The 26,192-nt window shown below is 64.3% G+C and carries 24 protein-coding genes; 15 read left to right on the top strand and 9 right to left on the bottom strand.

The window, feature by feature from the left end; all coding sequences use genetic code 11:
• Nucleotides 1–47: 47 nt before the first annotated feature.
• From ACS13N_RS19110 to ACS13N_RS19070, 9 genes are all read left to right on the top strand, one after another.
• Nucleotides 48–1,364, top strand: coding sequence for an MFS transporter (locus ACS13N_RS19110; RefSeq protein ID WP_438933194.1), 1,317 nt, complete (start codon nt 48–50; stop codon nt 1,362–1,364).
• Nucleotides 1,361–2,578, top strand: a complete 1,218-nt coding sequence (locus ACS13N_RS19105) for a mandelate racemase/muconate lactonizing enzyme family protein (protein ID WP_438933193.1) — start codon at nt 1,361–1,363, stop codon at nt 2,576–2,578. Before ACS13N_RS19110 ends, ACS13N_RS19105 begins: the two co-directional genes overlap by 4 nt.
• 18 nt (nt 2,579–2,596) lie before the next feature.
• Entirely contained in the window at nt 2,597–4,288 is a 1,692-nt protein-coding gene (locus ACS13N_RS19100; protein ID WP_438933192.1) for a GMC family oxidoreductase, read from the top strand.
• A gap of 140 nt (nt 4,289–4,428) precedes the next feature.
• The gene (locus tag ACS13N_RS19095) at nt 4,429–5,571 is read left to right on the top strand and encodes a porin (RefSeq protein ID WP_438933191.1); all 1,143 of its coding nucleotides are present in this window, start codon (nt 4,429–4,431) and stop codon (nt 5,569–5,571) included.
• A 258-nt stretch (nt 5,572–5,829) separates the two neighbouring features.
• Nucleotides 5,830–6,930, top strand: a complete 1,101-nt coding sequence (locus ACS13N_RS19090; RefSeq protein ID WP_438933190.1) for a branched-chain amino acid aminotransferase — start codon at nt 5,830–5,832, stop codon at nt 6,928–6,930.
• A 40-nt stretch (nt 6,931–6,970) separates the two neighbouring features.
• Nucleotides 6,971–7,774, top strand: a complete 804-nt coding sequence (locus ACS13N_RS19085) for an alpha/beta fold hydrolase (RefSeq protein WP_438933189.1) — start codon at nt 6,971–6,973, stop codon at nt 7,772–7,774.
• Nucleotides 7,775–7,802: 28 nt separating this feature from the next.
• On the top strand, nt 7,803–8,696 hold the full coding sequence (locus ACS13N_RS19080) for a LysR family transcriptional regulator (protein WP_438933188.1): 894 nt from the start codon (nt 7,803–7,805) through the stop codon (nt 8,694–8,696).
• A 176-nt stretch (nt 8,697–8,872) separates the two neighbouring features.
• On the top strand, nt 8,873–10,174 hold the full coding sequence (locus ACS13N_RS19075) for a glycerate kinase type-2 family protein (protein WP_438933187.1): 1,302 nt from the start codon (nt 8,873–8,875) through the stop codon (nt 10,172–10,174).
• Nucleotides 10,175–10,467: 293 nt separating this feature from the next.
• Entirely contained in the window at nt 10,468–11,631 is a 1,164-nt protein-coding gene (locus ACS13N_RS19070) for an alkane 1-monooxygenase (RefSeq protein ID WP_438933186.1), read from the top strand.
• A 6-nt stretch (nt 11,632–11,637) separates the two neighbouring features.
• Here the strand turns inward: ACS13N_RS19070 and ACS13N_RS19065 are convergent, their stop codons facing one another.
• The 3 genes from ACS13N_RS19065 to ACS13N_RS19055 all read right to left on the bottom strand — a co-directional run bounded on the left by ACS13N_RS19065 (nt 11,638) and on the right by ACS13N_RS19055 (nt 15,855).
• The gene (locus tag ACS13N_RS19065) at nt 11,638–11,901 is read right to left on the bottom strand and encodes a cupin domain-containing protein (RefSeq protein WP_438933185.1); all 264 of its coding nucleotides are present in this window, start codon (nt 11,899–11,901) and stop codon (nt 11,638–11,640) included.
• A 146-nt stretch (nt 11,902–12,047) separates the two neighbouring features.
• Complete coding sequence (gene mdeB, locus ACS13N_RS19060; protein WP_438933184.1) at nt 12,048–14,747, bottom strand: alpha-ketoglutarate dehydrogenase; 2,700 nt, start codon at nt 14,745–14,747, stop codon at nt 12,048–12,050.
• 91 nt (nt 14,748–14,838) lie between these two features.
• Nucleotides 14,839–15,855, bottom strand: coding sequence for a 1-aminocyclopropane-1-carboxylate deaminase (locus tag ACS13N_RS19055; protein ID WP_438933183.1), 1,017 nt, complete (start codon nt 15,853–15,855; stop codon nt 14,839–14,841).
• A gap of 145 nt (nt 15,856–16,000) precedes the next feature.
• Between ACS13N_RS19055 and ACS13N_RS19050 the strand changes: the two genes are divergently transcribed.
• The 5 genes from ACS13N_RS19050 to ACS13N_RS19030 all read left to right on the top strand — a co-directional run bounded on the left by ACS13N_RS19050 (nt 16,001) and on the right by ACS13N_RS19030 (nt 20,034).
• The gene (locus tag ACS13N_RS19050) at nt 16,001–16,522 is read left to right on the top strand and encodes an Lrp/AsnC family transcriptional regulator (RefSeq protein WP_438933182.1); all 522 of its coding nucleotides are present in this window, start codon (nt 16,001–16,003) and stop codon (nt 16,520–16,522) included.
• 90 nt (nt 16,523–16,612) lie between these two features.
• The gene (locus ACS13N_RS19045) at nt 16,613–17,527 is read left to right on the top strand and encodes a helix-turn-helix domain-containing protein (protein ID WP_438934448.1); all 915 of its coding nucleotides are present in this window, start codon (nt 16,613–16,615) and stop codon (nt 17,525–17,527) included.
• 105 nt (nt 17,528–17,632) lie between these two features.
• Nucleotides 17,633–18,523 (top strand): NmrA family NAD(P)-binding protein, encoded by an 891-nt coding sequence (locus tag ACS13N_RS19040; protein WP_438933181.1) that lies wholly within the window; start codon nt 17,633–17,635, stop codon nt 18,521–18,523.
• Nucleotides 18,524–18,646: 123 nt separating this feature from the next.
• Nucleotides 18,647–19,432, top strand: coding sequence for a hypothetical protein (locus ACS13N_RS19035; protein ID WP_438933180.1), 786 nt, complete (start codon nt 18,647–18,649; stop codon nt 19,430–19,432).
• 74 nt (nt 19,433–19,506) lie between these two features.
• Nucleotides 19,507–20,034, top strand: a complete 528-nt coding sequence (locus ACS13N_RS19030) for a BON domain-containing protein (RefSeq protein WP_438933179.1) — start codon at nt 19,507–19,509, stop codon at nt 20,032–20,034.
• An 18-nt stretch (nt 20,035–20,052) separates the two neighbouring features.
• Here ACS13N_RS19030 and ACS13N_RS19025 read toward each other — a convergent pair whose 3' ends face one another.
• The 4 genes from ACS13N_RS19025 to ACS13N_RS19010 all read right to left on the bottom strand — a co-directional run bounded on the left by ACS13N_RS19025 (nt 20,053) and on the right by ACS13N_RS19010 (nt 21,976).
• Nucleotides 20,053–20,532 carry a YbhB/YbcL family Raf kinase inhibitor-like protein gene (locus ACS13N_RS19025; protein ID WP_438933178.1) on the bottom strand — a complete coding sequence of 160 codons (480 nt, stop codon included), beginning with the start codon at nt 20,530–20,532 and terminating at the stop codon, nt 20,053–20,055.
• Nucleotides 20,533–20,740: 208 nt separating this feature from the next.
• The gene (locus tag ACS13N_RS19020) at nt 20,741–21,103 is read right to left on the bottom strand and encodes a DUF1304 domain-containing protein (RefSeq protein ID WP_438933177.1); all 363 of its coding nucleotides are present in this window, start codon (nt 21,101–21,103) and stop codon (nt 20,741–20,743) included.
• Between the two features lie 79 nt (nt 21,104–21,182).
• Nucleotides 21,183–21,617, bottom strand: coding sequence for a MarR family winged helix-turn-helix transcriptional regulator (locus ACS13N_RS19015; RefSeq protein WP_438933176.1), 435 nt, complete (start codon nt 21,615–21,617; stop codon nt 21,183–21,185).
• A complete protein-coding gene (locus tag ACS13N_RS19010; protein ID WP_438933175.1) occupies nt 21,614–21,976 on the bottom strand; it encodes a GIY-YIG nuclease family protein in 363 nt (120 codons plus the stop codon). Before ACS13N_RS19010 ends, ACS13N_RS19015 begins: the two co-directional genes overlap by 4 nt.
• 224 nt (nt 21,977–22,200) lie before the next feature.
• Between ACS13N_RS19010 and ACS13N_RS19005 the strand changes: the two genes are divergently transcribed.
• Nucleotides 22,201–22,917 carry a dienelactone hydrolase family protein gene (locus ACS13N_RS19005; protein ID WP_438933174.1) on the top strand — a complete coding sequence of 239 codons (717 nt, stop codon included), beginning with the start codon at nt 22,201–22,203 and terminating at the stop codon, nt 22,915–22,917.
• 19 nt (nt 22,918–22,936) lie between these two features.
• Here ACS13N_RS19005 and ACS13N_RS19000 read toward each other — a convergent pair whose 3' ends face one another.
• Nucleotides 22,937–24,559 (bottom strand): NAD(P)-binding protein, encoded by a 1,623-nt coding sequence (locus ACS13N_RS19000; protein WP_438933173.1) that lies wholly within the window; start codon nt 24,557–24,559, stop codon nt 22,937–22,939.
• A complete protein-coding gene (locus ACS13N_RS18995; protein WP_438933172.1) occupies nt 24,559–26,145 on the bottom strand; it encodes a polyamine aminopropyltransferase in 1,587 nt (528 codons plus the stop codon). The genes ACS13N_RS19000 and ACS13N_RS18995 overlap by 1 nt, the downstream gene beginning before the upstream one ends.
• Nucleotides 26,146–26,192: the final 47 nt, after the last annotated feature.

Genomic DNA, 26,192 nt, shown 5'->3' with positions numbered 1-26,192 from the left:
ACAGAAAAAGATCGGAGTAGCGCAACGCGCTTTCCAAGGAGACCCCGATGACGACTTCTTCGTCAACGGCGCATACCGCGCCGCTTTCCGCCGGCGGTGCGCAGCAGTCCGCTCGCGCACAACGCTATATCCAGCTGGCACTGGTCGTTCTTGCGGCTGGCACGATCTATCCGATGCTGTATCTGCGGCAGATCTACGGGCCGACGATGCAGGCATTCTTCGGCATCGACGACGTACAGCTCGGCATGCTGTATTCGACGTTGGGCACCGTCTTTGTGGCGTGCTATGTGCCGAGCGGCTGGCTGGCCGACCGCGTTGCGCCGCGCATCCTGATCAGCTTCTCGTTGCTCATGACCGGCGGCCTCGGTTTCCTGTATTCCACGGCGCCCGCGTTTCCGGTGCTGTTGGTGATCTTCGGCTGCTGGGGCATGTCGACAGGGTTGACGTTCTGGTCAGCAGTCATCAAGCGCGTGAACTCGATTGCTGCGCCGGAAGAGCGTGGTCGCTTCTTCGGCATGCTTGATGGCGGCCGGGGGCTGATCGAGGCGTCGCTCGCAACCGTCGCCATCAGCTTCTTTGCGTACTTCACGCACACCCATTCTGACGCCGCGGGCTTCCGCGTTGTACTGCTGATGTACTCGACGCTGTGCGTGACGCTTGGCGTGGTCCTGGCGTTGATCAAGGACAGGCGCGCCGAAGCTGCACCGCGCAGCGCTAAGCACAGCAGCGTGATTGCCGACCTCAAGACGTTGGCCAGGTTGCCGGAGTTGTGGATGCTGGCGGCGGTCGTGTTCTGCGGCTACCAGTTGTTCTGGTCTACCTACAACTTTGCGGCGTATCTGCGTGTGGAGGAGTTTGGCCTTGGCGCCACGGTCGCAGGCGTGATCACCACAGCCAAGATGTGGATGCGCCCGATCGGTGGCATTGGCGGTGGTTTCCTGGCCGACAAGTTCTCTCGTGAACGCGTGCTGGCCGGGGTGCTGATCTGCGGCGCGACTGCGGTGTTCGGTCTGGTGATGGTACCGGCAGGCGCGCCGCGGTTTGTGCTGATCGGCCTTGTCCTGTTCATTGGCCTGATGGCGTATGCGGTGCGCGGCCTGTACTGGTCACTGCTGGGCAAGTGTGGCGTGCCCGAGCATTGCATGGGCCTGGCGATTGGTCTGGTTTCGATGATCGGCTACTCGCCGGATATGGTCCTGCCGCTGTTCAGTGGCTACGTCACGCAGAACTATCCGGGCGCAACCGGCTACCGGATCTTCTACAGCTACATCGTGTTCATCGCGCTGTGCGGTGCCTTCATGGCGCTCATGCTGCATCGCCGCCTGAATCGCAACGAACGCCAGACTCTTAAGGACGCATCATGAAAATCATCTCGCTCGAAACGCATGTCGTTGCTGTTCCGCCGCCGCACGTGGGTGGCATGTACTGGCTGTTCGTCAAGATCAAGACGGATGATGGCATTGAGGGCGTGGGTGAAATCTACTCGGCCACGTTCCACCCCAAGGCGATGGTGCCGATCATCGAAGATGTGTTTGAGCGTTACCTGCTGAACCACGACCCGCATCACGTCGAGCGCCTGTTCCGCCAGTGCTACTCGAGCGGCTTCACGCAGCGCCCGGACCTGACGATGATGGGCGTGGTGAGCGGCCTGGAGATGGCCTGCTGGGACATCATCGGCAAGGCAGCCGGCAAGCCCGTGTATGAACTGCTGGGCGGCATGGTGAACGAGCGTCTGCGTTCGTACACGTACCTGTATCCGAAGAACACCCAGGGCGAATACGACTACGACGATCCGGACCTCGCTGCTGAGTGCGCGCTGGAGAACGTCAAGCTTGGCTTCACGGCCGTCAAGTTCGATCCGGCGGGGCCGTACACCGCGTACTCCGGCCATCAGATTTCGATGGAAGTGCTCGACCGCTGCGAGCTGTTCTGCCGACGTGTGCGCGAAGCGGTTGGCAGCAAGGCTGACCTGCTGTTCGGCACGCACGGGCAGATGGTGCCGTCGTCGGCCATCCGTCTCGCCAAGCGTCTGGAGAAGTACGACCCGCTGTGGTTTGAGGAGCCAGTGCCGCCCGGTCAGGAAGAGGCCATGGCGACGATCGCGCAGCACACGTCGATCCCCATCGCCACGGGAGAGCGCCTGACGACCAAGTACGAATTCCACAAGCTGCTGCAGGCGGGTGGCGCGTCGATTCTTCAACTGAACGTGGCGCGCGTCGGTGGCCTGCTCGAGGCCAAGAAGATCGCCACGCTGGCGGAGGTGCACTACGCGCAGATCGCGCCGCATCTCTACAACGGTCCGGTGGGCGCAGCCGCGAGCATTCAGCTTGCCGCCTGCACGCCGAATTTCCTGATCCAGGAAAGCATCATGACCTGGGGTGGTTTCCACGCAGAAGTCGTCAAGACGCCGATCCGCTGGGAAGACGGCTACATCATCCCGTCCAATGAACCCGGCCTGGGTATTGAGCTGAACATGGACGTGGTGCGCGAGCATTCGCCGTACACCGGCCAGCGCCTGCACCTGCAGATGGGCGAGAAGCCCGTCGACGTGAAGGACCTTGCGCCCGCCAAGGGCTGATTGCGCAACGGGGGCGGCATGACCTACGACTACATCATCGTCGGCGCCGGCTCGGCCGGCTGCATTCTGGCGAACCGGCTGAGTGAATCCGGCAAGTACTCGGTCCTGCTGATCGAGGCCGGAGAGCGCGACGCCTCGTTCTGGTTCAAGGTACCGGTGGGTTTTACCAAGACCTACTACAACCGCAAGTACAACTGGATGTACTACAGCGAGCCGGAAGCGGAATTGGATGGCCGCAAGCTCTACTGTCCGCGAGGCAAGGTGGTGGGCGGCTCCGGCTCGATCAACGCGATGGTGTACGTGCGTGGTCAGCGCAGCGATTTTGACGACTGGGCAGCAGCGGGCAACCCGGGCTGGTCGTTCGACGATGTGCTGCCGTACTTCCGCAAGCTCGAAACGCATGCGGCTGCCGCAACTGATCCGGAGCATCATGGTGCTACGGGGCCCATCCACATCACGTCGATGAAGGCGGATGTGCACCCGATCGTGCACGAGTTCCTGAAAGGCTGCGAGCAGTTGAAGCTGCCGCGCACGGCCGACTTCAACGGCGCCCAGTTCGAGGGTGCTGGCATCTACGACCTGAACACCAAGAACGGTGAGCGCTGCTCAAGCAGCTTCGCATATCTGCGCCCAGCGGAAAGTCGCCCGAACCTGACCGTGCGCTCCGGCACCCTCGTGCGCCGTGTTCAATTTGAAGGCAAGCGTGCGGTCGGTGTGGTCGTGGCTGCCCCCGACGGTGATGAAACGATCGACGCGTCGCGCGAGGTGATTCTTGCTGCGGGCGCAGTCGATAGCCCCAAGCTGCTACAGCTGTCTGGTGTGGGTGATCCGACGTTGCTCAGGCGGCATCAGGTGCCGGTTGTGCAGGCGCTGCCGGCGGTCGGGCGCAACCTGCAGGACCACCTGTGCGTGAGCTTCTACTTCAAGGCGAATCGCCCGACGCTGAATGACGAGATGGGCACGCTGCTCGGCAAGATGAAGATCGGTCTGCGCTATCTTTCGACCAAGCGCGGCCCGCTGGCCATGAGCGTGAATCAGGCCGGTGGTTTCTTCCGGAGCACGCCTGACGAGCAAGAGCCGAACATCCAGCTCTACTTCAACCCGCTGTCGTACCGAATTCCAAAGAGTGAGCACGCGAGCATCGAACCGGAGCCGTACTCGGGGTTCCTGATCGCCTTCAATCCGTGCCGACCGACCAGCCGCGGTTCGATCGAGATCGCCTCGAACCGTGCAGAAGATGCGGCAAGGATTCACATCAACGCGCTCACGACGCAGAAGGATCTGGATGAAGCCGTGCAGGGCAGCAAGCTGATCCGCGCGCTGATGAAGGCGCCAGCGCTGAAGGCGATGATGATCGAAGAGATTTCACCGGGGCCGCAGGTGCAGTCCGATGCGGACATGCTGAGGTACTTCCGCGAGCAATCGGGTTCGATCTACCACCTGTGCGGCTCATGTGCGATGGGCCCGGATGCCGCCATGTCGGTTGTCGACGCTTCGCTGCGGGTGCATGGTCTCGATGGCCTGCGGGTGGTCGACGCGTCGGTCTTCCCGAACATTACGTCAGGCAACATCAATGCGCCGACGATGATGGTGGCCGAGAAGGGCGCAGGCCTGATCCTGCGTGATGCGCAGCGCGAAGAGGTGGCAACGCGCAATGCCAACCGCCCGCCAGGGCAGGCGGATAAGACGCCTGCACCCGTGACAGCGTAAGCCACCGATCCGAATTGTTGATGTATCCGCGGCAGCAACTGCTGCTGCGGTGGTCTTCTTTTGCTTTTTTTCTTCGGGTGCGCGCGGATACGCGGATTCGAGCCAACACAAAAAAAACACTAACCAGGGAGTATCAGGGAATGAGGAAACACGCATTGGCGCTGGCCGTCTTCACCGTGTGCGTTGGATCAGCCGCAGCCCAGAGCAGCGTTACGCTGTACGGCATCATCGATACGGGCTTGAACTACACCAGTAACGTGAACGGCCATGCTGTGACGGAAATGGCTAGCGGCCATGTGAACGGTAGCCGCTGGGGTCTCAAGGGGACCGAAGATCTGGGCGGTGGCAACAGGGCCGTTTTTCAGCTTGAGAACGGCTTTGCCGGAGATACGGGCCGCTTTGGTCAAGGCGGCCGCATGTTCGGTCGCCAGGCTTTTGTAGGTCTGAGCAGCAACGATCTGGGCACGCTGACGCTGGGGCGCCAGTATGACGCCGTGGTCACCTACTTCGCGCCGACCACTGCGAACGGCAATTGGGCTGGATACCAGTTTGCGCATCCGCTGGACAACGACAACACCGACAACTCGTTCCGCCTGGACAACGCGATCAAATACGCGAGCCCGAACTTCGGTGGCTTGGAGTTTGGCGGCGCGTACGCGTCGAGCGACAGCACGTCGTTTTCCAACAATCGCGCCTACAGCGTCGGCGCGAAGTACACCTATGGTGGATGGCGGCTCGGTGTTGGCTATCTGCAGGCGGACAACGGGGGCACGACGGAAGGCGGCGGCATCGCCACGAGCGACGCCAGCTACATCAGCGAGCGGATGCGCATCTTTGGCGCGGGCATCAACTACACGACCGGCCCGGCCACCGTCGGTTTGGCGTATTCGAATACCTACAACAAGAACCCGTCGGGCAACGGTTACTTGGGGGCGTCGTTCATGCCGGCTGGGGCCGTCAGCGCGATCAAGTATCACAACATCGAGGTCAACGGAAAGTACCAGCTCACGCCGGCATTCTTCCTCGGCGGTCAGTACGTGCTCTCCCTGTTGAAGTACGACGCCTCGACGGGGCGGGCGGAGCCGCGAATTCATACCGTCGGGTTGATGGCGGATTACGCCTTCTCGAAGCGCACGGACGTCTACCTGCAGACGTCCTACCAGCATGTGGCCGGCGGCAAGACGGGCTCGGTCCTGGACCAGGCGTTTGTGCTCGGCTCGCAGGCGCCGTCCTCGACGGCCAGCCAGATGGCTGTGCGACTGGCCCTGCGTCACAAGTTCTGAGCGAACCGGGTTTGGGCGGGGTTTCGACAATTCGTTGAAAATACACGGGTTTGCCGTCAGGCGTCGACCTGCGGCCGCCCTCGGTCGGGATACGGCCTCTATTGGCGGCCGCCTGCCGCTTGTTGCGCCAATTGGCGTAGCAGGCAGCGGGCGGCCGTTTGCGTCATGTGCCGTTGAATACGCAACCAAATTGCACCGCCGATGGCGCAAAATAGCGGTCTTGGCGCCCTGCGCCCCCCAGCACTCCATGGAGACGGTATGAACAACGTTGTCGAATCGACCCTTTCGATCGAAAGGAACCCGAACCCCGTTCCGGCGGACGAGCGCGCGCGCCGCCTGGAGAACCCGGCTTTCGGCCGCGTGTTCACCGACCACATGGCCACCATCCGCTACACCGAGGGACGGGGCTGGCACGACGCCAAGATCGGCGCCCACGGTCCGATCTCGTGCGATCCGTCCACGCTGGTGCTGCACTACGCGCAGGAAATTTTCGAGGGCATGAAGGCGTATCGGCTGCCGGATGGCGGCGGCGCGCTGTTCCGCCCGGATGCCAATGCGCGTCGTTTCCAGAACTCCGCCAAGCGTCTGGCGATGCCTGCGCTGCCTGAAGACCTGTTCAAGGAAGCCGTGCGCGAGCTGGTCAAGCTGGATCGCGACTGGATTCCGTCGGGGCAGGGCGCGGCGTTGTACCTGCGGCCGTTCATGATTGCCACCGAGGTAGTGCTCGGCGTGAAGCCGTCGGCTGAATACCTGTTCTGTGTGATCGCCTGCCCGGTGGGCGCGTACTTCAAGGGCGACGCGTCGAAGGGCGTGACGATCTGGGTGTCCGACAACTACACGCGCGCAGCGCCCGGCGGCACGGGCGAAGCCAAGTGCGGCGGCAACTACGCCGCCAGCCTGGTCGCCCAGGCCGAGGCCACCCGCGAGGGCTGTGACCAGGTGGTCTTCCTCGACGCGGTGGAACGCCGCTGGATTGAAGAGCTCGGCGGCATGAACGTGTTCTTCGTCTTTGACGATGGCTCGCTGCAGACGCCGCCGCTGACCGGCACGATTCTGCCGGGCATCACGCGCGATTCGCTGATCACACTGGCACGCGACATGGGCATCACCGTGCGCGAAGAGCCATACTCCATCGACCAATGGCAGGCCGACGCCCAGAGCGGCCGCCTGCGTGAAGCCTTTGCGTGCGGCACCGCCGCCGTGGTCACGCCCATCGGCAAGGTGAAGGGCCGCAAGCACAACTTCACCATCGGTGATGGCGGCGCGGGTGAGCTGACCAGCAAGCTGAAGGCCGCCTTGGTCGACCTGCAAAACGGCCGCGCACCTGACCCGCACAACTGGCTCGACCGCCTGTTCTGAACCCGCAGTTCGTTCAACCGTCGGATGCAGGCGCGCGGATATGACTGAGTCGCTTTCCCTGGATGCGGTCGAGACGTGGATCACCACCGTCAACGGCCGTCTCTATGCCAAGCAGTGGGGCGGTACAGCGGATGACGCAGCGCTGCCACCCATCGTGCTGCTGCACGATTCGCTCGGCTGCGTTGCATTGTGGCGCGAATTTCCGCAGCGGCTCGCGCAGGCAGCCGGACGCGCGGTGATCGCCTATGACCGGCTCGGTTTCGGTGAATCGGATCGGTATCCGGGCAAGATCGGTGCGGACTTCATCCGGCAGGAAGCGCATACCGGATTTTCCGCGCTCATCGACCAGCTTGGCGTGGAGCGTTTCATCGTCTTCGGCCACAGTGTGGGCGGCGGCATGGCGGTGTCGATTGCCGCCGCGTATCCGGACCGTTGCGTTGGGCTGATCACCGAATCTGCGCAAGCCTTTGTGGAGGAGCGGACGCGCGAAGGCATTCGCACGGCCCAGGCGCAGTTTGCCGAGCCCGGCCAGATGTCACGCCTGGAGCGGTACCACGGCGACAAGGCGCATTGGGTCCTGGACGCCTGGGTCAGCACCTGGTTGTCCCCCGAGTTTGCTGGCTGGTGCCTGGATGAGGCGTTGCTGGGCGTCCGCTGCCCGGTTCTCGCCATGCACGGCGTGGAAGACGAGTACGGATCGACCGCGCAGCCTGAGCGCATCGTGACCTTGGCCGGTTCGCCGGCCCGGCTGGCACTGTTGCCGCGCTGCGGGCACGTGCCGCATCGGGAGCAGGAAGCAGCGGTGCTCGATGCGGTGAAGACGTTTGTTGCCGCGTCCAACTGATCCGCGATCGGCTGTCTGGCGCAGACCCATGGAACTCTATCAACTCAAAGCCATACTCGCCGTCGCGCGCACGGGACAGCTCGCGCGTGCCGCCGAGCAACTGCACCTGACGCAATCCGCCATCTCCAAGCAGATCAAGGGGCTGGAGGATGAGCTGGGCGTACTGCTGTTCGACCGCACGCCCACCGGCATGACGGTCACCGCCGCGGGCCGGCGCTTGCTGCCGATTGCCGGGCGCGTGGTGGATGCCACGCAGGAGATGACCGCGCTGGCGTCGTCGCTGCGCGGCAATGTGTCCGGCGTGCTGCGGCTGGGCACGATCATCGATCCGGAGTCGATCCGCCTGGGGCCGCTGCTGGCGGCGCTGCTGCAGTTCTATCCGCATATCGACGTGACGCTGGCACATGGTATTTCCGGCAGCGTGTTGCAGATGTTGCGCGACGGTCAGGTGGATGCCGGTTTCTACCTCGGTACCTTGCACGATCCGGAGATCACGGTGCACCCGCTGGCGGTGGAGCACTACGTGGTGGTCGCGCCTGCCGCATGGGAGGCGAAGCTGCGCGGGGCCAGTCTGCAGGAGCTTGCCGCCATGCCGTGGCTGGCCACGCCCGCTGGCAGTTCGCAGCACGGCATGGTCGCGCAGATGTTTGCCGAGCGAGGCCTGTCGTACAACACCGTGGTCGAGGCCGATCAGGAAGCGTCGATGATTGAGCTGGTGCAGTCCGGCGTGGCCCTGGGCATCATGCGCGAGCGCCTGGCCGCTGGCATGGTGCAGAGCGGTCAGGCCGTCATCTGGGATGGCGCCCGACTGCCGTGCCCGCTGTGCCTGCTGCACCGCCGCGTCAGTGTAGACAACCCCATGGTCCAGGCCTTGTTGGCGACCTTGCCGATGATCTGGCAGCCCGAGGCGGACGTCGCCTGAATCGGCCATCCCGCCCTAGGGTTTGCCCGGGAGGGAACCCCGGCTAACGCCCGCAAAGCCTTGCCCCATCAGGGGTTTCCTGAGCGTTCAGGCCGTCTTGAAGATTCTCCAATAGGCGGGTTGCACGCCACTCCGTAGACTGCCTCCAATCTGTTCCTACCGATCGAGGCCCTCTCATGCAACCCACCTCCACCGCCAAACAACCCGCGCTGCTGCGCGCCATGTTCGACGCCGCTGTGGCCAGCGCCCAGCCTTCGCTCTGCCTGGCGCAGCATCTGCCGCCGAGGCCCAAGGGGCGGACCATCGTCATCGGTGCAGGCAAGGCATCGGCCGCCATGGCGCAGGCACTTGAAGCCCATTGGCCGGGGCCGCCTGACGGACTGACGGGGCTGGTCATCACGCGCTACGGCTATGCCGTGCCGTGCGAGCGCATCGAGATTGTCGAAGCCGCACACCCGGTGCCCGATGCAGCGGGCCTGGAGGCGACGGCACGCGTGCGCCAACTGGTGTCGGGGCTGACCAAAGACGACCTCGTCATCGCGCTGATCTCCGGTGGTGGTTCGGCGCTGCTTGTGGCGCCGGGCGAAGGCATCAGCCTGGCCGACAAGCAGGCCGTGAATGCGGCGCTGCTCAAGAGCGGCGCGAACATTGCCGAGATGAATTGCGTGCGGCGCCACCTGTCGCAGGTCAAGGGCGGGCGGCTGGCGGCGGCCTGCCATCCGGCGCGCGTGGTGACGCTGCTGATTTCCGACGTGCCGGGCGACAACCCGGTCGACATCGCGTCCGGCCCCACGGTGGCGGACCCGACCACGCGTGCAGACGCTCTGGCGATCATCGAGCGCTACCGGATTGCCGTGCCCGACAACGTGCGTGCATTCCTCGCCAAGGACGAAGCCGAGAGCATTAAGCCGGGCGATGCACGCCTGCAGAACATCACCACCCGCATCATCACGGCACCGCAGATCGCGCTGGAGGCTGCGGCGAAGGTGGCAGAGGCGGCAGGCTATACGCCGTACATCCTGGGCGACAGCCTGGAAGGCGAGGCGCGCGACCTGGGTCTGGCGATGGCCGGCATCGCACGTCAGGTGGTACAACGCGGCCAGCCGTTCAAGACGCCGTGCGTACTGCTCTCGGGCGGCGAGACGACCGTCACTGTCACGGGCAGCGGCCGGGGCGGGCGCAACGTGGAGTTCCTGCTCTCGCTGGCGGTGGCGCTGGACGGGCTGCGCGGCGTGCACGCCATTGCCGGTGACACCGACGGCGTGGACGGTGCCGAAGAAATCGCCGGCGCCATCATTGCGCCGGATACGCTGGCCCGTGCATGGGCCGCCGGCATCCAGCCGCGCAAGAGCCTCGACAACAACGACGGCCACGGTTTCTTCCAGGCGCTGGGGGATTCGGTCATCACCGGCCCGACGCTGACCAACGTCAATGATTTCCGCGCCATCATCATCGATACGCCGACGGGCGCAGCGTAAGCCGAAACGTGCTGCCTGATGCGCTACCTGCGGCGCTTGTCGGGCACAACGCGCGTTTGCACTGCACCAAAATCGAACGATCGTTTGTAAAACGCCGGTTTCAATCACCAGCGTTTTTCCCGCCCGTGCGCGCCATGCCGCGGGCGTTCTTGTTTGGAAGCGCCAGCCTAAATCCAGGCGTTGGCAAGCTCCTTCTGTCGCTCCTATAAAACAGGCGTTGGGCAGGACCCGACGGCGCACCCGTGTGCGTACACAAGCCGACCGAATCAAGCGGGGCAAACAGGAGGAAGACCATGGCCACACCCGGCACCGTCGCGTCCATGGAATGGACCGACAGCAAGCGGTATCTCTGGATGCTCGGCGCGTTGACGATCACGCTGCCGATGATTGCCGCCGCCCTGGCGCTGTCGACTGGGTGGCATCCGTTATGGTGGGCCGGGCCGGTCATCGTGTTCACCATCATTCCGCTGCTGGACTACCTGATTGGCGACGACCGGGACAACCCGCCCGAAGAGGTCGTCCCCGAGCTGGAAAAGCAGCGCTACTACCGCCGCATCGTCTATCTGGCGACCACGGTGCTCTACGTGAGCTTTGCGGTGGCCATGTGGGTGCTGCACACCTACGAGCTCACGTGGTACGACTACATCGCGTTTGCGTTCTCGCTGGGCGTGGTGACGGGCATCTCGATCAATACCGCGCACGAACTCGGCCACAAGACCAATGGTTTCGAGCGCTGGCTTGCGAAGATCACGCTTGCGCCGGTGGCATACGGGCACTTCTTTGTCGAGCACAACCGCGGCCATCACGTGCGCGTGGCCACACCGGCTGACCCGGCAAGCGCACGCTTTGGCGAATCGTTCTGGGAGTTCCTGCCGCGCACCGTGGTGGGCAGCGTCAAATCGGCCTGGGCGCTGGAGAAGCAGCGCCTGGAGCGCAACGGGCACTCGGTCTGGTCGTGGCGCAATGATGTGCTCAACGCCTGGGCGATGACGGTGGTGCTGTGGGCCGTGTGCATCGCGTTTGTCGGTATCAAGGCCGTGCCTTTCCTGCTGATTCAGGCCGTCTACGGCGCTTCGCTGCTGGAGGTGGTGAACTACCTGGAACACTACGGCCTGTGCCGCAAGCAGCTCCCCAGCGGCCGCTACGAGCGCTGCACGCCGCAGCACTCGTGGAACAGTAATCACGTGGTGACGAACCTGTTCCTGTATCAACTGCAGCGCCATGCCGATCACCACGCCAATCCGACGCGTTCGTTCCAGGCGCTGCGCCACTTCGAGCATTCACCGCAATTGCCGGCTGGTTATGCCGCGATGGTGCTGCTCGCCTACGTGCCACCGCTGTGGTTTCACGTGATGAACCCGCGTGTGATAGCGCACTACCAGGGCGACATGTCGCAGGCGAACATCAAACCGTCGATTCGCGAACAGGTCGTGGCGCAGTATCCGGCGCGCGCCTGATTGGGCTTATCGCCGGCCGACCAGGTATTGCACGCCCTGCGGGCCATAGCGCTCGGTGTGCGGTGCGTTGGCACGCAGGTGGAAGATGTCGCCGGGCCGGTAGACGCGTTCGTCGTTGCCCGTGCGGATGTGGAGTTCCCCCGACAGGATGAGCGCCTTGGCCTCGAACGGGTGCGTGTGCTCATCCAGTTCACCCGCTTCGCGCGTGACGAGGACGAACTCGGCAAAGCCCTCGGCTTTCAGTGCATGCTCAAACGCTTCGCGGTTCATGGCATCTCCTTTATGGCCCCACAGGCTTTACCTTAAGCCTTGCGCGCCGGAAGAAGACGGCCCGAAGGCCGTCAGTCACATCGGTTGGCCCGGCCGAGAACCCTTAAACGTTAGGCGATCTACATTGCAACGGAGCAGGCAGGTTTTTACCGTTCCCACGGTGCGTCGTGCATGGGCAAGTGTTTGCCATAGCGCACAACCGCTTCGCGTACCACGGTGCGATCAAGCTCACCGTCGTCAGCGAGCGCCTTCAGCGCGGCGATGACGATGGATGCGCGGTCCACTTCAAAGAACTCACGCAATGCCCGGCGGGAGTCGCTGCGCCCAAAGCCGTCGGTGCCGAGCGTGACGTAGCGGCGCGGTACATGGGCCCGGATCAGTTCCGGCACGGCGCGCACATAGTCGGTTGTCGCGATGACGGGGCCATGCGATTCGCGCAACACCGTTTCCACATATGAAAGCGCGGCGTCGCCCTCGAGGCGCGCAGTGCGTTCTGCCGCGATGGCCTCGCGGTGCAGTTCCGAGAAGCTCGTCACGCTCCAGGTGGCGGCGTCGATGTTCCAGTCTTCCTTGAGCATGTACGCGGCGGCCATCACCTCGCCGAGGATGGCGCCCGAGCCGAGCAGTTGCACGCGCGCGGTCGACAGGTGTTGTGGTGTCAGCGCATACATGCCTCTGAGGATGCCTTCACGCAGGTCGTTTTCCGGTATCGACGGCTGCGCGTAGTTCTCATTCGTGACCGTCAGGTAGTAGAACGTGTCTTGCTGGCGCTCCAGCATTTCGCGCATGCCTTCGTCGAGGATGACTGCAATCTCATACGCAAACGCAGGGTCATACGCACGGCAGTTGGGAATCGTCGATGCGGCAAGGTGGCTGGTGCCGTCCTGATGCTGGAGCCCTTCGCCGCCGAGCGTCGTCTTGCCTGACGTTGCGCCGATGAGGAACCCGCGCGCACGCTGGTCTGCTGCGGCCCAGATGAGATCGCCAACGCGCTGGAAGCCGAACATCGAGTAGTAGATGTAGAACGGCAGCATCGGCAGATCGTGCGTGCTGTAGGCGGTGGCCGCAGCAATCCATGACGAGATCGCCCCGGCCTCGGAAATGCCTTCCTCCAGGATCTGTCCGCCGGTTTCTTCTCGGTAATACAGCATCGAACCCAGATCTTCCGGTTCGTACTGCTGGCCCAGCGGCGAGTAGATGCCGACCTGGCGGAACATGCTGGCCATGCCGAAGGTGCGGGCCTCGTCGGCCACGACCGGCACCACGCGCGGGCCGAGGGTCGCGTCCTTCAGCAGGTTGCCGAACATGCGCACGGTCGCCATTGTGGTGGACATCTCGCGGCCTTCGGCCTGCAACGCGAATTGCCCCCAGGACAACAACGCAGGGACGGTCAGCCCCTGTGTTGCCGCTCTCCGCCTTCTGGGCAGATAACCTCCAAGGGCAGCCCGGCGCGCATGCAGGTATTGCATCTCCGGGCTGTTTGGTGCTGGCTTGTAGAACTTCAGTTGCTCGACGTCGCTGTCAGACAGCGGCAGGCGGAATCGATCACGAAACGCCTTGAGCTGATCGACATCGAGCTTCTTCTGCTGGTGCGTGGTCATCCGGCCTTGTCCAACGCTGCCCATGCCGAAGCCCTTCATGGTCTTAGCGAGGATGACCGTGGGCTGCCCCTTGTGCTGCAGCGCTTTTGCATACGCGGCGTGGAGCTTGCGCACGTCGTGGCCGCCACGGCGCAGGCGGTCGATGTCTTCGTTGCTGAAGTGCGAGACGAGTGCGGCAAGCTCCGGGTTCTGGCCGAAGAAGCGCTCGCGGTTGTAGGCGCCGTCGTTGGCGGAAAAGGTCTGGAACTGGCCGTCGACCGTCTGCGCAAACGCGCGCAGCAATGCACCCGAGCGATCGCGGGCGAAGAGCGCATCCCAGTCCGACCCCCACAGCACCTTGATGACGTTCCAGCCAGCGCCGGTGAACTGCGCTTCGAGTTCATCGATGATGCGGCCATTGCCGCGCACCGGTCCGTCCAGCCGCTGCAGATTGCAGTTGATGACGAACACCATGTTGTCGAGCCGCTCGCGCGCTGCGAGCGACAGCGCGCCGATCGACTCCGGCTCGTCCATCTCGCCGTCACCGAAGAAGCCCCACACCTTGCGTTCTGACGTCTGCAGCAGGCCACGGTTTTGCAGATAGCGCATGAAGCGCGCCTGGTAGATCGCGTTGATCGGCCCGATGCCCATCGACCCGGTAGGGAACTGCCAGAAGTCCGGCATCAGCCATGGATGCGGATACGAGCACAGCCCCGGCCCCGTGATTTCGCGCCGATAGTGTTCGAGATGCGCCTCATCGAGAAACCCTTCCAGATACGCACGCGCGTAGACACCGGGGGACGAGTGCGGCTGGAAGTAGACGAGGTCGCCGCCGTGCTTTGCATCGTCGGCGTGGAAGAAATGGTTGAAGCCCACTTCGAACAGATCAGCCGCAGATGCATAGCTCGCAATGTGGCCGCCCAGCTCGCCGTAGGCCTGGTTGGCGCGCACCACCATGGCGAGCGCATTCCAGCGCAGCGCGGCGGCCAGTCGCTCTTCGGTGTCGATATCGCCCGGATACGGCGGCTGTGCTTCAACGGGGATCGTGTTGGCGTAAGGCGTGACGCGGGCGAGGGCGGTGCCGACCCCAAGTTTCGTGGCGCGCTCTGCCAGACGATCGAACAGGAACTGCGCGCGCGAGGTGCCGGCATGCTGGACGACGGCATCCAGCGCGTCGAGCCATTCGGCGGTTTCCCCTGGGTCGCTGTCTTCGGTGCGATGCGCGAGGGCGCGTATCGACGCGGCCCCTGTCGATAAATCCGTCATGGCGGGTCCTGTCTGAGAGGGGGCGAAGAGGATGAACGCACGGCGGGCCGCCATCACGTGATGCGGGCCCGCGCTTGGATGCGCCGTGGCTTCAGCCGTTGCGGAAGATGAAGCTGTACGCGTTGAGGGCCGGTACGCCACCCAGGTGCGCGTAGAGCACGCGCGAGCCTTCGGGGAATTCGCCGTTGCGCACCATGTCGATCATGCCGTGCATGGATTTCCCTTCGTACACGGGGTCGGTCAGCATGGCTTCCTGGCGTGCACACAGGCGAATGGCTTCCAGCGTGCCCTCGTTGGGCAGGCCGTATTCCGGGCCGCCATAGCGCGTGTCGAGCACCACGTCTTGCTCGGTGATGTTGCGGCCGAGGTCGACCAGCTCGGCCGTTTGTCGTGCAATGCGCAGGATCTGTGCGCGCGTCTGCTCGGGCTTGGCCGAAGCATCGATGCCGATCACCTTGTCCGCCCGGCCATCGGCCGCGAAGCCCACGACCATGCCAGCCTGCGTGCTGCCCGTGACAGAGCACACCACGATGTAGTCGAACTTGAAGCCCAGCTCTGCCTCCTGCTGCCGTACTTCTTCAGCAAAGCCCACAAAGCCCAGGCCACCGAGCGGGTGTTCCGAGCAACCGGCCGGAATCGGGAACGGTTTGCCGCCGCGCTTGCGCACATCTTCCATGGCCTGTTCCCAGCTCGGGCGGATGCCGATGTCGAAGCCCGCCGCGTCGAGGCGCACATCGGCGCCCATGATGCGCGACATCTCGATGTTGCCGACGCGGTCGTACACGGCATCGGAGTAGTTCACCCAGTTCTCCTGCACCAGCACGCACTTGAGCCCGAGGTGTGCGGCCACGGCAGCCACCTGGCGCGTCTGGTTCGACTGAATGCCGCCGATGGAGACCAACGTGTCGTACCCGCCGTCGAGCGCTTCCGGAATCAGGTATTCCAGCTTGCGCGTCTTGTTGCCGCCGAAGGCCAGGCCGCTATTACAGTCCTCGCGCTTGGCATACAGCTCGACTTTGCCGCCCAGATGCGCGCTCAGGCGTTTCAGCGGCTGGATGGGCGTCGGCCCGAACGTCAGGGGATAGCGGGGGAATTTCTGCAGGTTCATGAGGTGGCTCCTTCAGTGCCGCAGGTGGCGGGATGTCGGGAATCAATGGTACGCAGAACGTCGAGAAATGAGGTTGCAAAGATCGGCTAGTATCCAGAACGTAGTCGTCTGGAATTCCGAGTTTGAATCTCTTTATTTCTTTGAAATGGCAAAGAGCGAAACAAAATTGCAGGCTGCATCCAGCGACGCCGTACCTTCCGCGCGCCACGCCTTGGACCGCACCGATCGTGCGATTCTCAAGACGCTTCAGCGCGATGCGTCCATCTCCAACGTTGCGCTGGCCGCGAAGGTGAACCTCAGCCCGCCCGCCTGTTTGCGCCGCGTGGAGCGGCTCAAGGAGCTGGGCTTGATCAAGGGGATCGTTGCGTTGCTCGATCCGCGCGCGCTGGATCTGGGCTCGTTGGTCATGATTGGCGTCGTGCTGGATCGCTCCACGCCGGAGTCGTTCACGGCGTTCGAGAAAGCGGTGCAGAAGGTGCCAGGCTGTCTGGAATGCCACGTTGTGACCGGCGAGTTCGACTACTTCATGCTGGTCCGCACGAAAGACAACGAGGGCTACAACCGGCTCCATGCAGAACAGTTGCTGTACCTGCCGGGTGTGCGGCAGATCCGAACATTCATGGTGCTCAAGCAGGTGCTGTCGACCACGGAATTGCCGGTGGCTTAAGCGTGCAATGCATGGCATGGACGTGGGTGGGCACAAGACGGCGATCGGGCGCAGAATGTCGGGGCGATGATCGCGCTGCCTGCTCAAGCCATGCCCACCATCCTGCCCGTTGCCCCACCCACCTTCATGCCGGAACCCGCCCCGATCAGCCTGCGCTCGAGCGAGGGTCTCGGCTGGGACGGCTTTGCCGCCACGCTGCTCGGCATCCGCCCTGGCACCTACCGGGTGCCGGCCATGGAGCATCACCGCATCAACGTGCATGTCGGCGCACCGGTCCGTGCGAACTGTGTGTGTGACGGTCGACGCTATTCGCGCATCCAGGCGCACGGCGATGCCGACGTGATCCCCGCCGGGTTGCCCGGTATGTGGACGGACGATGGCGACTGTCGCATTCTCCGGATCGCCATCAGCGATGCGTTCGTACGCAGCATCGGTGAGCAGGTCGGGACGCCGGTGGCAGAGATCACGCCGCGTCTGCAATGGCGCGACGCACGCGTGCGCCATCTGGCCTCGGCGCTCGGTGCCGAGCTGGAGGCGGAAGACACCTCCGACGCGCTGTATGCGGAAAGCCTGTGCACGGCGCTGGTGGTCCGCCTGCTGAGCAGCAGCCGGGATGTGGCAGCTGGTGCGGCCGACCGTGCACGTGCGTTGGCACCCCGTGTGGCCGCACGCGTGATCGACTACATCGAAACCCATCTGCACCAGCGGCTGACGCTGGCCGAACTGGCAGCACAGGCCGGCTTGAGCACACCGCATTTCAAGGTGCTGTTTCGCGCCACGCTGGGCGTTCCTGTGCATCGCTACGTCGTGCAGCGCCGTGTGGAGCGCGCGAAGGCGCTGCTGCTGGAGGGCCGTCGCAGCGCATCGCAGATCGCGCTGGACGTCGGCTTCGCGCACCAGAGCCATATGACCCAGTGGATGCAACGTCTGCTTGGCGTGACCCCGCGCGAAATTGTCCGGGCAGGCCGGGCCGCTGAGGCTTCTGCCGACATGCTCGCGGCATAGCCGGTACGACCCGATCCTCCGTATCTGCCAGATTCCTCCGTTTCTGCAAGTTCGTCTTGCCGGGCCGGCATAAGCTCGCGCCTCACATCTGAAAGGAGCGCGAGCATGTACGTCATCTTTGGGGCATCGGGCAAGGTTGGGCGTGCCACCGCCACTGCGTTGCGCAACGCGGGCCGCCCGGTACGTGCAGTAGTGCGCCAGGCCAAGCAGGGCGAGGCACTGGCCAAGATCGGCTGCGAAATCGTCTGCGCCGATCTGACCGACCCCGCTACGGTTGCGTCCGTCATCAAGGGCGCTACGGCGGTGCAGATACTGTGTCCGGTGCCGGTGGGCGACGCGGACCCGGCGTCGACCATGCAACGCATGATCGACGTTGCCGCCGATGCGCTGCGCGCCAATCCGCCACCGGCCGTGCTGGCGCTGTCGGACTACGGTGCCGAACTTGACCGGGGCACCGGCCTGACGCGCTTGTTCCACTTGCTGGAAGAACGGCTCAAGCCGCTGGCGACGCAGTTGACGCTGCTGCGCTCCGCCGAGCATGCGCAGAACTGGGCGGCGATGCTGCCCGTGATGCTGGCGACGGGGCGATTGCCGAGTTTGCATGCGCCGCTGGACCGCGCCTTTGCGACGGTCTCAACGCTGGACGTGGGCGCATTGGCCGCCGAGTTGCTGCTTGAGGCGCAGTCCGCCAAAACGCTGCGTATCGTCAGCGTAGAGGGCCCGCGCCGCGTGAGCCTGAACGAGGTGGCGCGCGCGTTCAGCGCCGTTGTTGGCAGAGAGGTCGTCGCCGATGCCGTGCCGCGCGAAGCCTGGGTGCCGATGCTGCAACGTGCCGGCCTGAGCGAGAACCACGTGCATCTCCTCACCGAGCTGTACGACGCCGTCAACGCGGGGCGGATCGATGTGGAGAAGGGCGTGTCCGAGCAGCGCTTTGGCAAGACCGAGCTGACGGACGTGTTCACCGCGATGCTGGCGGCGCACATGAAATCACGTTGACCGGGTGGCGCAGCGGCCCGCGAATGCGAATGCCTCTTATGCGGATTTCTGTCTGCGCCTTCCGGTTATTCCACACAGCACCCATCTCACCCCTATGATCTCGGGATTCTCCCCGGGGTCATCATGCTGCTCACACGTGTCACACGCGCTGTCTGGGTCGCCGCTGCGCTCTGCAGCGTCGCGCTGCCCGCGCGGGCGGTCCTGCCTGATGAAATCCAGGTTTACACCGGCGACATCAACGCCCCAGGACAGTTCGGTCTGGAACTGCACCTGAACACCACGCCCAGCGGTATCAGCGAGCCCAGCTATCCGGGCGAGGTCACGACACCGCACGGGTGGCGTGCCACGGCGGAGTTTTCCTACGGGCTGACACCGTCGCTGGAACTTGGGCTGTACGTGCCGACCACACTCACGCGCGAGAACACGACCTACGTGACGGGTCCCAAGCTGCGCCTGAAATGGATGCCGGTGCGCCCCGAAGATGACGTGGGCCAGTTTGCCGGCATCAACGTGGAGGTGGCCCACGTTGCCGGGCGCTTTGAGCAATCGCAGAATGCGCTGGAGCTGCGGCCCATTTATGGGTACCAGGACGCGCGCTGGCTGTGGGCGGTCAATCCGGTGCTCGACTGGAGCCTGTCCGGTCCGGGGCGCAGCGGCGTGCCGGAGGCCGCGCCGAGCTTCAAGATCGCACGCACTGTTACGACGGGTGTGCGTGCCGGCATGGAGTACTACGCGGGGCTCGGCCCCATCAACCACATCGCGCCACTGCACGAGCAGCAGCACACGGTGTTCCTGGCATTCGACGTCGACCTCAAGCCCTTCGTCTTCAATTTCGGCATTGGCCGGGGCCTGACGCGCGCAACGGACCGCTGGACGCTGAAGTGGATCTTCGAGATCCCGCTCGGTTGAGCCTTGGCCGCACCGTCATGGTGTGCCTATGCTTGGTAGCAACCGATTGCGCCGGGTCTGCCAAGGAGGCCACCATGACGATCGATGTCCGCTGCATTGCGCTGGCCTTGTTGTTGCTCAGCACATCGGCCATCCACGCAGAAGACGACCTGCAGAACCGCGGCCACGATCCGTTCTTCCAGATTTCGTCGGGTGTGGCCAACTGCCCTGAGCCCGCCGGCCCGCGCATCAGCGAAGCCGAGTGGAAGCGCGATTCCCATCACCGCATCGAGCATGGCAACCATTGCTGGGTTGAAGGCCGTTGCCGCTTGCCCAATGCCTTTGCCTACGACGATGAGATTGCCGAGACGGCGCAGCGGCGCCTGCAGTGGATGGCGATCCACGTGCCCGGGTGGAAACAAAGCACCACGCTGTGGGTGACGGTGTGGCAGCGCTGGATGCTCGTGCAGGGTTGCGTGGCGCCGGGCTATGCGTTTGAGCCGTTCATGACCGCACTGCGCGATGTGCCAGATGTGGAGCGCTTCATCAACGAGACGACGGCGCACCCGGAGCGCGGCGTGCCGTACGCGTTGTTTCGCAAGGGGGCGGTAACCAAGCCCTGAAGCGGTTGAGATGCACGCTCAGGGCTTGTGCTTCTGGTAGGTGCCGACTAGCTCTGCCTCAGCGATGACGTGACCGCGCATGGCACGTTCCAGCGCAGCCTTGTCGGGTGCCCCCATCTCCGGCAGTTCCACGTTCAGCGCATAAAGCTTGTGGTAGTAGCGATGGCGCCCGACGGGTGGGCAAGGGCCGCCATATGCGGTGCGCTGCCAGTCGTTGGTGCCGGCGCGCGTGCCGGGCGGCAGCCCCTTGCGCGCGGCGTCTTCAGCGAGAGACGCTGCGCTGGGCGGAATGTTGTAGAGCAGCCAGTGCACCCAGGTCATCTGCGGCGCGGCGGGGTCCGGCGCGTCCGGGTCATCGACGATCAGGGCCAGGCTGCGGGTGCCCGCCGGCACGCCGGTCCAGGCCAGCGGCGGAGAGGTGTCCGAGCCTTCGCATGTGAGTTGGCTGGGCATCGCGCCGCCGGTGGCAAAGGCGGGGGAGGTCAAGGTCAGCGTCATGGCTTTCCTCACTTGAGCGGAGATGGGAGGGGCGCACAAGCTCGCCAGCAGTAGCGCCAGGATGCCCATTCGGCATATTCGGCGGGTGGCAGGTGGCATGTGTGAAGTTCCGTTGGTGATGCCGCACCCGGTGGGTGCGGACCCTTCCGACTCCTTTCAAGCTAGTGCGCAATGGCGATGCCGACAAGCGCCGCCGGGTGCGCTCCGCTCAGGCAAACCACCCCAGCACCAGTGCAGCCACTGCTGGCACCGTCTGTACGTAGAGAATGCGCTTGCTGACGGTGATCGCGCCCCAGATGCCGGCCACCGCCACGCAGATCAGCCCGAACAACGCAAACGATGCGTTGACCACCGGGTCCGGCGCGACCAGCCCGATCACCAGCGCCGCCACCAGGAAGCCGTTGTACAGGCCCTGGTTGGAGGCCATCGCCGCCGTTTCTGCAGCCTTCTCCGGCGTGATGCGGAACACCTTGGGGCCGCGCGTCTTCCACAGCACCATCTCCAGCACGACGATGTAGATGTGGATCAGCAGCACCAGCAGGTAGACGATCAGGGCGAGGGTTTTGATCATGGCGGTTGTCATGTCAGGAATGAGTGTGCCGCCATGATAGAGATTTTGCGTCGCCTGCCTGCTCCCAGAAGGAGGGGTATCAGAGCACCTTCAGAATGCGGGCATCGGCCAGGGTGCGCAGCGCCGCTTCTGCCGATGCGCTGGATGCCGGCTCGACTGCCATCAAGGCTTGGCCGCTAAGCCAGCCGATGGTCTCGCGTGCGTTGTGCACGAGTGTCTTGCCTGCGGGGCGAATGGCAATGCGGCGGCCCTCCTGTGCGCTTTGGCGTTCAACCAGGCCGATCTTTTCCAATGCCAGCGCGCGCTTGAGTACCGCTGGCCGCGGCAGCCCGAGCGGTTGCACGCATTCCACAAGGCTGGCGTGGCCGTCTGCGTTGGAGAGCAGCCAATCCAGCAGCACAAAATCAGCAAAGTCGATGCCGTAATGCGTGCCGAGTTTGTCGTCGAGCTTGAGGCGCAGGCTGGCATGTGCACGTTGCACGGCCATGCAGAACGCGAATCCGGCGGTGCTCATGCTGCGCGTTCCTCGTTCTCATAACCGGACGTGCCCTCGCACGGAATCTCCTGGCGCCAGAGCGTGACCAGCGTTTCCAGTTCGCGTGCGGCATCAAAGTCGGGCGTTTCACGGTGTTTGACCAGGTCGAGCACTTCAAACACGAAGCTCGATTCGCCGTGGTCAGCCCAGTCCTTGCGCAGCAAGGCGTTGGCGTGGCTGCCGTGCTTCAGCTCGAAGTGATGGCGGTTGAGCGCGGCCTGCGCATGGGTACTGCCGTTGACCAGGGCTTTGCCCGTGACCAAGTTGCGGATGGCGTACACGCCGGCGTGGGTTCGGGTCTCCAGGTATTGGCGCTTCAGTTCCCGTCGGTCGGTCATGGTGGGTCCTTGCGTAATGCATGTGTGTGCATGTGTGGTGGCCTGCGCTGGCGGGCAGGCGTTGTTCGGTAATTATTACCCGGGTAATAATGGTTGGTCAATAATACCCGGGTTAAATATGTGTGAGTCTGCTGACGCGCACTTCAGCCGTTGCAGCACGGCTGCAAATTTCACGGTCGGGGGCTATGCTGTGCGCTTTCGTTTCAGGCAGAGGAGCTTTTCGTATGACTGCACCGCAAGGAACCATGATTTCGTTCAAGCGCCCGGACGGGCAGGAACTCCAGGGCTATCTGGCCAAGCCGGCCAAGGCCGAGGGCGCCCCCGGCGTGGTCGTCATCCAGGAGTGGTGGGGCCTGAACGACCAGATTCGCGGCGTGGCCGACCGCCTCGCGCGCGCCGGCTACGTGGCGCTGGTGCCCGATCTCTATCGCGGCACGATGACGGTGGAAGAGGAAGAAGCCCACCACCTGATGAGCAACCTGAACTTTGGCGACGCGGCCACGCAGGACGTGCGCGGCGCCGTGCAATACCTCAAGCAGAGCTGCGACCGTGTGGGCGTGACGGGCTACTGCATGGGCGGCGCGCTCACGCTGCTGGCGCTGTGCAACGTGCCCGAAGCCGCTGCCGGTGTGGTCTGGTACGGCTGCCCGCCGCTGGAGTACATCGACGCCTCGAAGATCAAGGTGCCGGTGCAGGGCCACTGGGCCACGCAAGATGGCTTCTTCAAGATCGAAACGGTTGACGAGCTGGAAAAGAAGCTGACCGGCGCCGGTGTCGATGTCGACTTCCACCGCTACCTTGCACACCACGCCTTCGCCAACGAAACGGCCGTCGGCCCCAACCGCATTGCCGCCACGCAGTACGACCCTGTGTGGGCGCAGCATGCGTGGGACCGCGCGCTGACGTTCTTCGGCCGCACGCTCTGGCCGCGTCAGGGTTGAAGCTAAAGCCCCGTCGTCCTCAGGCGGCCAGGATGGACCGCGCCGCCTGATCGCCCCACCACGCCGCTTCTTCAAACACGGAATAGCCGGACAGATCCGCATGTGCATAGTGGATCGGCCCGGCGTTCTCGCGCAGGCGCGCAATACCCGGGCGCGAGAGAAAGCCGGGCGTGGGAATCGCCATGGCATGCCCGCGCAGGGTCAGATCGGCCCGGCGGATCTGCGTGCGCAGGCGGATGCCGTAGATCCTGTCCAGATCGGCCAGCGCGCGATCGAGCAGCACCTGAGGTGATGCGTTCAGCATCCACTCACGCGCCGCCTTCGGTGTCATGTCCGACAGCGCCACGTAGGCCGTGAACACGCTCTGTGCGGGCGGCCCCACGCGAATGTCCTGGTGATTGGCCACCACATAGCCCAACCCCGTGCCGCGATAGACCACGTTGTCCCACGCGAGCGGTGTGTCGTCGTACTCGGGCGGAAAGCCGTCGATCAGCAGGTTGGCAAGCAGCCACGGCGCCGCTTCGGGCAGTTCGGCGGCCGGCACGTCAAAGCCTTCGACGACGTGCTTGGCGACGTGCAGCGGCATCGCGCTCACCACGTGGTCGGCCAGCAGGCGCACCACGCGGCCGTTGGCCTGCAGTACGTCGGCATAGACGCGCGCACCGCCTTCGTTTGTCTTGCCGATGCGTGCAGCGCTGCCTGGGAGCAGGCGGTCGGCATCGTTCAGCTCTGCAGCTGCAAACAAGCGCTCGGCCATCCAGTCCAGCCCTTCGGGCCAGGTGAGCACGGTGCCCTGTTCGGCGTTGCTGGCCATGCCGCCGCGGCTGGCGAAGTACGCAATGCCGGCCCAGGCGGACACGTGATCCGCCGTGGCGCCGTAGTCGTCGCGGCAGCAGTAGTCGGCATACCAGTGCAGCGTAGCGGCTTGGTAGCCCTCGCGGTGCAGCCAGTCGCGGAAGGTGAGCGTATCGAGCGCGCGCCAGGCCGGGTCGGCGGAGGACAGCGCGGTCGGCACGACGAAGATGCGGCGGCCGTCGTTGCCGGTGGTCTGGCGCAGGCGGTCGATCTGGGCGAAGAAGCGGGTGTGCTCGGTGCGCTCAGCCTCGGTAATGCCTTCATGCGGCACGAAGCCGTCTTGCCAGCGGTTGCCGAGCCACAGGCGTTCATCCGGGGCGTGAACGAGTACGCGTTCGTCGTAGGTCGGGCGTAGCGCAAACGGATTGCGCTCGATCACGCCGAAGTCGGACAGCATTTCGCGCACGTGCGTCGATTCCGTTGACGGCAGTGGCAGGTAATGTGCACCCGTCGGGAAGCGTTGCGTGCCGAACGCGCCACCGGCCGCATTGCCGTAGCGCTCTGGCCCCTCCACGACCACCACGTCGCGCCGTCCGCTTTTCGCCAAGCGCCAGGCGCAGCTCAATCCGCCGATGCCGCTACCGCAGACGGCCACGCCCACGCGGCGAGTCTCCGATGGGGCAGGTAATGCCTTGAGATCGCGCAACTGGTGGCCGGCGGCCTGGCCGGGCATGCGCACGTTAGGCGTGATCTCGGTCAGCGCGCGAAAGCCGGCCCACGAGGCCGCACCGGCCGCTGTCACACCGGCGGCGGCTGCACCGATCAGAAAGCTGCGTCGTGTTGCCATCAGCGCAGCACGCCGTGCCAGTCTTCTTCAAAGTACCGCACCAGCGACTGGTTGTTCAGCCGGTTGGGCTCCACCTGCGGGCGCGGCATGTCGGGCGCGAAGCTGAACATCTGGTGCGTGGTGTCGGCGTCCAGAAAGCGTGTCGGCACGCGGTACGACGTGGGCGGCTGGAAATCCGCCCGGCCCGGCGCAGCCAGGATGAAGCCCCATTCGCCAAACGACGGTACCAGTGCGTGATACGGCCACGTGCGGTAGCCCGCTTCCTTCAAGGTCGCATCCACGCACCAGTACGAGCGCGGCGCAAAGTAGGGCGATGTGGCCTGAATGACGACCAGCCCGGTATCCGCCACGTGACGCGACAGCAGCCGATAGAACGGCACCGAATACAGCTTGCCGATGCTGAAGTTGGACGGGTCCGGAAAATCCACGATGGCCACGTCGAACATGTCGGTGGCGGTCTGCAGCCATTGCCCAGCATCTGCATTGACCACCGTCACACGCGGGTCGCTGAACGCATGCTGATTGAGCGCAACCAGCGCCTCCGCATGCGAGAACAGGTTGGTCATGCGCGGGTCCAGATCGACCAGCGTGACATGTTCGATCTGCGGGTATTTCAGAATTTGCCGCAGCGCCAGGCCATCACCGCCGCCCAGCACCAGCACGCGGCGCGCGCCGCGCACGGATTCCAGCGCGGGCAGCACCAGCGCCTCGTGGTAGCGGTATTCGTCGCGCGAGGAAAACTGCAGGTTGCCGTTGATGTACAGGCGCAGATCATCTTTCCAGCGCGTCACCACCAGCCGCTGATACGGCGAGGAAATCGCATGGATGATCTCGTCGCCAAAGAGTGCGCGTTCGGACCAGTGCGTGAGCTTGTCCGATGCGGCAAAGCCCGCCAGCAGCGCGGCAGCGACGGCGCCTGCACGCCACGCCATCGCACTGCGCATGCGAGCGGTGAGTGCCAGTTCTGCGCGAAAGTGCCAGAGCGTCCAGACCGCAATCGCCGTGTTGAGCAGCCCGAACAGGAAGCCCGTGCGCACCAGCCCCAGGCGCGGTGCGAGCACCAGCGGAAACAGCAGCGATACGGCCAGCGCGCCCAGGTAATCGAACGTCAGCACGCGGCTGACCAGGTCGGAAAACTTGGCTTGCCGGCGATGCAGCATGCGCATCACCAGCGGAATCTCCATGCCGACCAGCACACCGATCACCGTCACCAGCGCGTACAGCACCAACCGGAACGGCGCCGATTCCACCGCAAACAAGACAAACAGCGCCGCCGCCGACACGCCGCCAAACAACCCCACCAACAGTTCCAGATCGACAAAGCGGGCGAGCAACGCATCGTCTGCCACGTAGCGTGAGAGCCACGAGCCGATGCCCATCGCAAACAGGTAGGCGCCGATGATGGAGGAGAACTGCAGGATCGAATCGCCCAGCAGGTACGAAGCCAATGCCCCGGCAATCAGCTCGTAGGCCAGCCCACACGAGGCGACCACGAACACGGCCAGGACCAGCAAGGCGTTACCACGACCTTGCGGATGTTGCGGTGGCGAAGATTCAAGAACGGCGTCGGGCTGCGGCGTCGACATGCGAGGGGCGGAGGTATGGGCGGATCATGATCGGGCGTTAATAAACC

Origin of the sequence: Ralstonia sp. 24A2, from assembly GCF_051783885.1 — a bacterium.
Lineage (GTDB): Bacteria > Pseudomonadota > Gammaproteobacteria > Burkholderiales > Burkholderiaceae > Ralstonia.
Note: the sequence above shows the minus strand (reverse complement) of the source record. Positions and strands in the feature narration are given on the sequence as shown.

What these genes read in the sequence shown, in the direction of transcription:
- ACS13N_RS19110 (WP_438933194.1), top strand. Translation starts at nt 48, where the DNA reads ATGACGACTTCTTCGTCAACGGCGCATACCGCGCCGCTTTCCGCCGGC.
- ACS13N_RS19105 (WP_438933193.1), top strand. Translation starts at nt 1,361, where the DNA reads ATGAAAATCATCTCGCTCGAAACGCATGTCGTTGCTGTTCCGCCGCCG.
- ACS13N_RS19100 (WP_438933192.1), top strand. Translation starts at nt 2,597, where the DNA reads ATGACCTACGACTACATCATCGTCGGCGCCGGCTCGGCCGGCTGCATT.
- ACS13N_RS19095 (WP_438933191.1), top strand. Translation starts at nt 4,429, where the DNA reads ATGAGGAAACACGCATTGGCGCTGGCCGTCTTCACCGTGTGCGTTGGA.
- ACS13N_RS19090 (WP_438933190.1), top strand. Translation starts at nt 5,830, where the DNA reads ATGAACAACGTTGTCGAATCGACCCTTTCGATCGAAAGGAACCCGAAC.
- ACS13N_RS19085 (WP_438933189.1), top strand. Translation starts at nt 6,971, where the DNA reads ATGACTGAGTCGCTTTCCCTGGATGCGGTCGAGACGTGGATCACCACC.
- ACS13N_RS19080 (WP_438933188.1), top strand. Translation starts at nt 7,803, where the DNA reads ATGGAACTCTATCAACTCAAAGCCATACTCGCCGTCGCGCGCACGGGA.
- ACS13N_RS19075 (WP_438933187.1), top strand. Translation starts at nt 8,873, where the DNA reads ATGCAACCCACCTCCACCGCCAAACAACCCGCGCTGCTGCGCGCCATG.
- ACS13N_RS19070 (WP_438933186.1), top strand. Translation starts at nt 10,468, where the DNA reads ATGGCCACACCCGGCACCGTCGCGTCCATGGAATGGACCGACAGCAAG.
- ACS13N_RS19065 (WP_438933185.1), bottom strand. Translation starts at nt 11,901, where the DNA reads ATGAACCGCGAAGCGTTTGAGCATGCACTGAAAGCCGAGGGCTTTGCC.
- mdeB (WP_438933184.1), bottom strand. Translation starts at nt 14,747, where the DNA reads ATGACGGATTTATCGACAGGGGCCGCGTCGATACGCGCCCTCGCGCAT.
- ACS13N_RS19055 (WP_438933183.1), bottom strand. Translation starts at nt 15,855, where the DNA reads ATGAACCTGCAGAAATTCCCCCGCTATCCCCTGACGTTCGGGCCGACG.
- ACS13N_RS19050 (WP_438933182.1), top strand. Translation starts at nt 16,001, where the DNA reads ATGGCAAAGAGCGAAACAAAATTGCAGGCTGCATCCAGCGACGCCGTA.
- ACS13N_RS19045 (WP_438934448.1), top strand. Translation starts at nt 16,613, where the DNA reads ATGCCCACCATCCTGCCCGTTGCCCCACCCACCTTCATGCCGGAACCC.
- ACS13N_RS19040 (WP_438933181.1), top strand. Translation starts at nt 17,633, where the DNA reads ATGTACGTCATCTTTGGGGCATCGGGCAAGGTTGGGCGTGCCACCGCC.
- ACS13N_RS19035 (WP_438933180.1), top strand. Translation starts at nt 18,647, where the DNA reads ATGCTGCTCACACGTGTCACACGCGCTGTCTGGGTCGCCGCTGCGCTC.
- ACS13N_RS19030 (WP_438933179.1), top strand. Translation starts at nt 19,507, where the DNA reads ATGACGATCGATGTCCGCTGCATTGCGCTGGCCTTGTTGTTGCTCAGC.
- ACS13N_RS19025 (WP_438933178.1), bottom strand. Translation starts at nt 20,532, where the DNA reads ATGACGCTGACCTTGACCTCCCCCGCCTTTGCCACCGGCGGCGCGATG.
- ACS13N_RS19020 (WP_438933177.1), bottom strand. Translation starts at nt 21,103, where the DNA reads ATGATCAAAACCCTCGCCCTGATCGTCTACCTGCTGGTGCTGCTGATC.
- ACS13N_RS19015 (WP_438933176.1), bottom strand. Translation starts at nt 21,617, where the DNA reads ATGAGCACCGCCGGATTCGCGTTCTGCATGGCCGTGCAACGTGCACAT.
- ACS13N_RS19010 (WP_438933175.1), bottom strand. Translation starts at nt 21,976, where the DNA reads ATGACCGACCGACGGGAACTGAAGCGCCAATACCTGGAGACCCGAACC.
- ACS13N_RS19005 (WP_438933174.1), top strand. Translation starts at nt 22,201, where the DNA reads ATGACTGCACCGCAAGGAACCATGATTTCGTTCAAGCGCCCGGACGGG.
- ACS13N_RS19000 (WP_438933173.1), bottom strand. Translation starts at nt 24,559, where the DNA reads ATGGCAACACGACGCAGCTTTCTGATCGGTGCAGCCGCCGCCGGTGTG.
- ACS13N_RS18995 (WP_438933172.1), bottom strand. Translation starts at nt 26,145, where the DNA reads ATGTCGACGCCGCAGCCCGACGCCGTTCTTGAATCTTCGCCACCGCAA.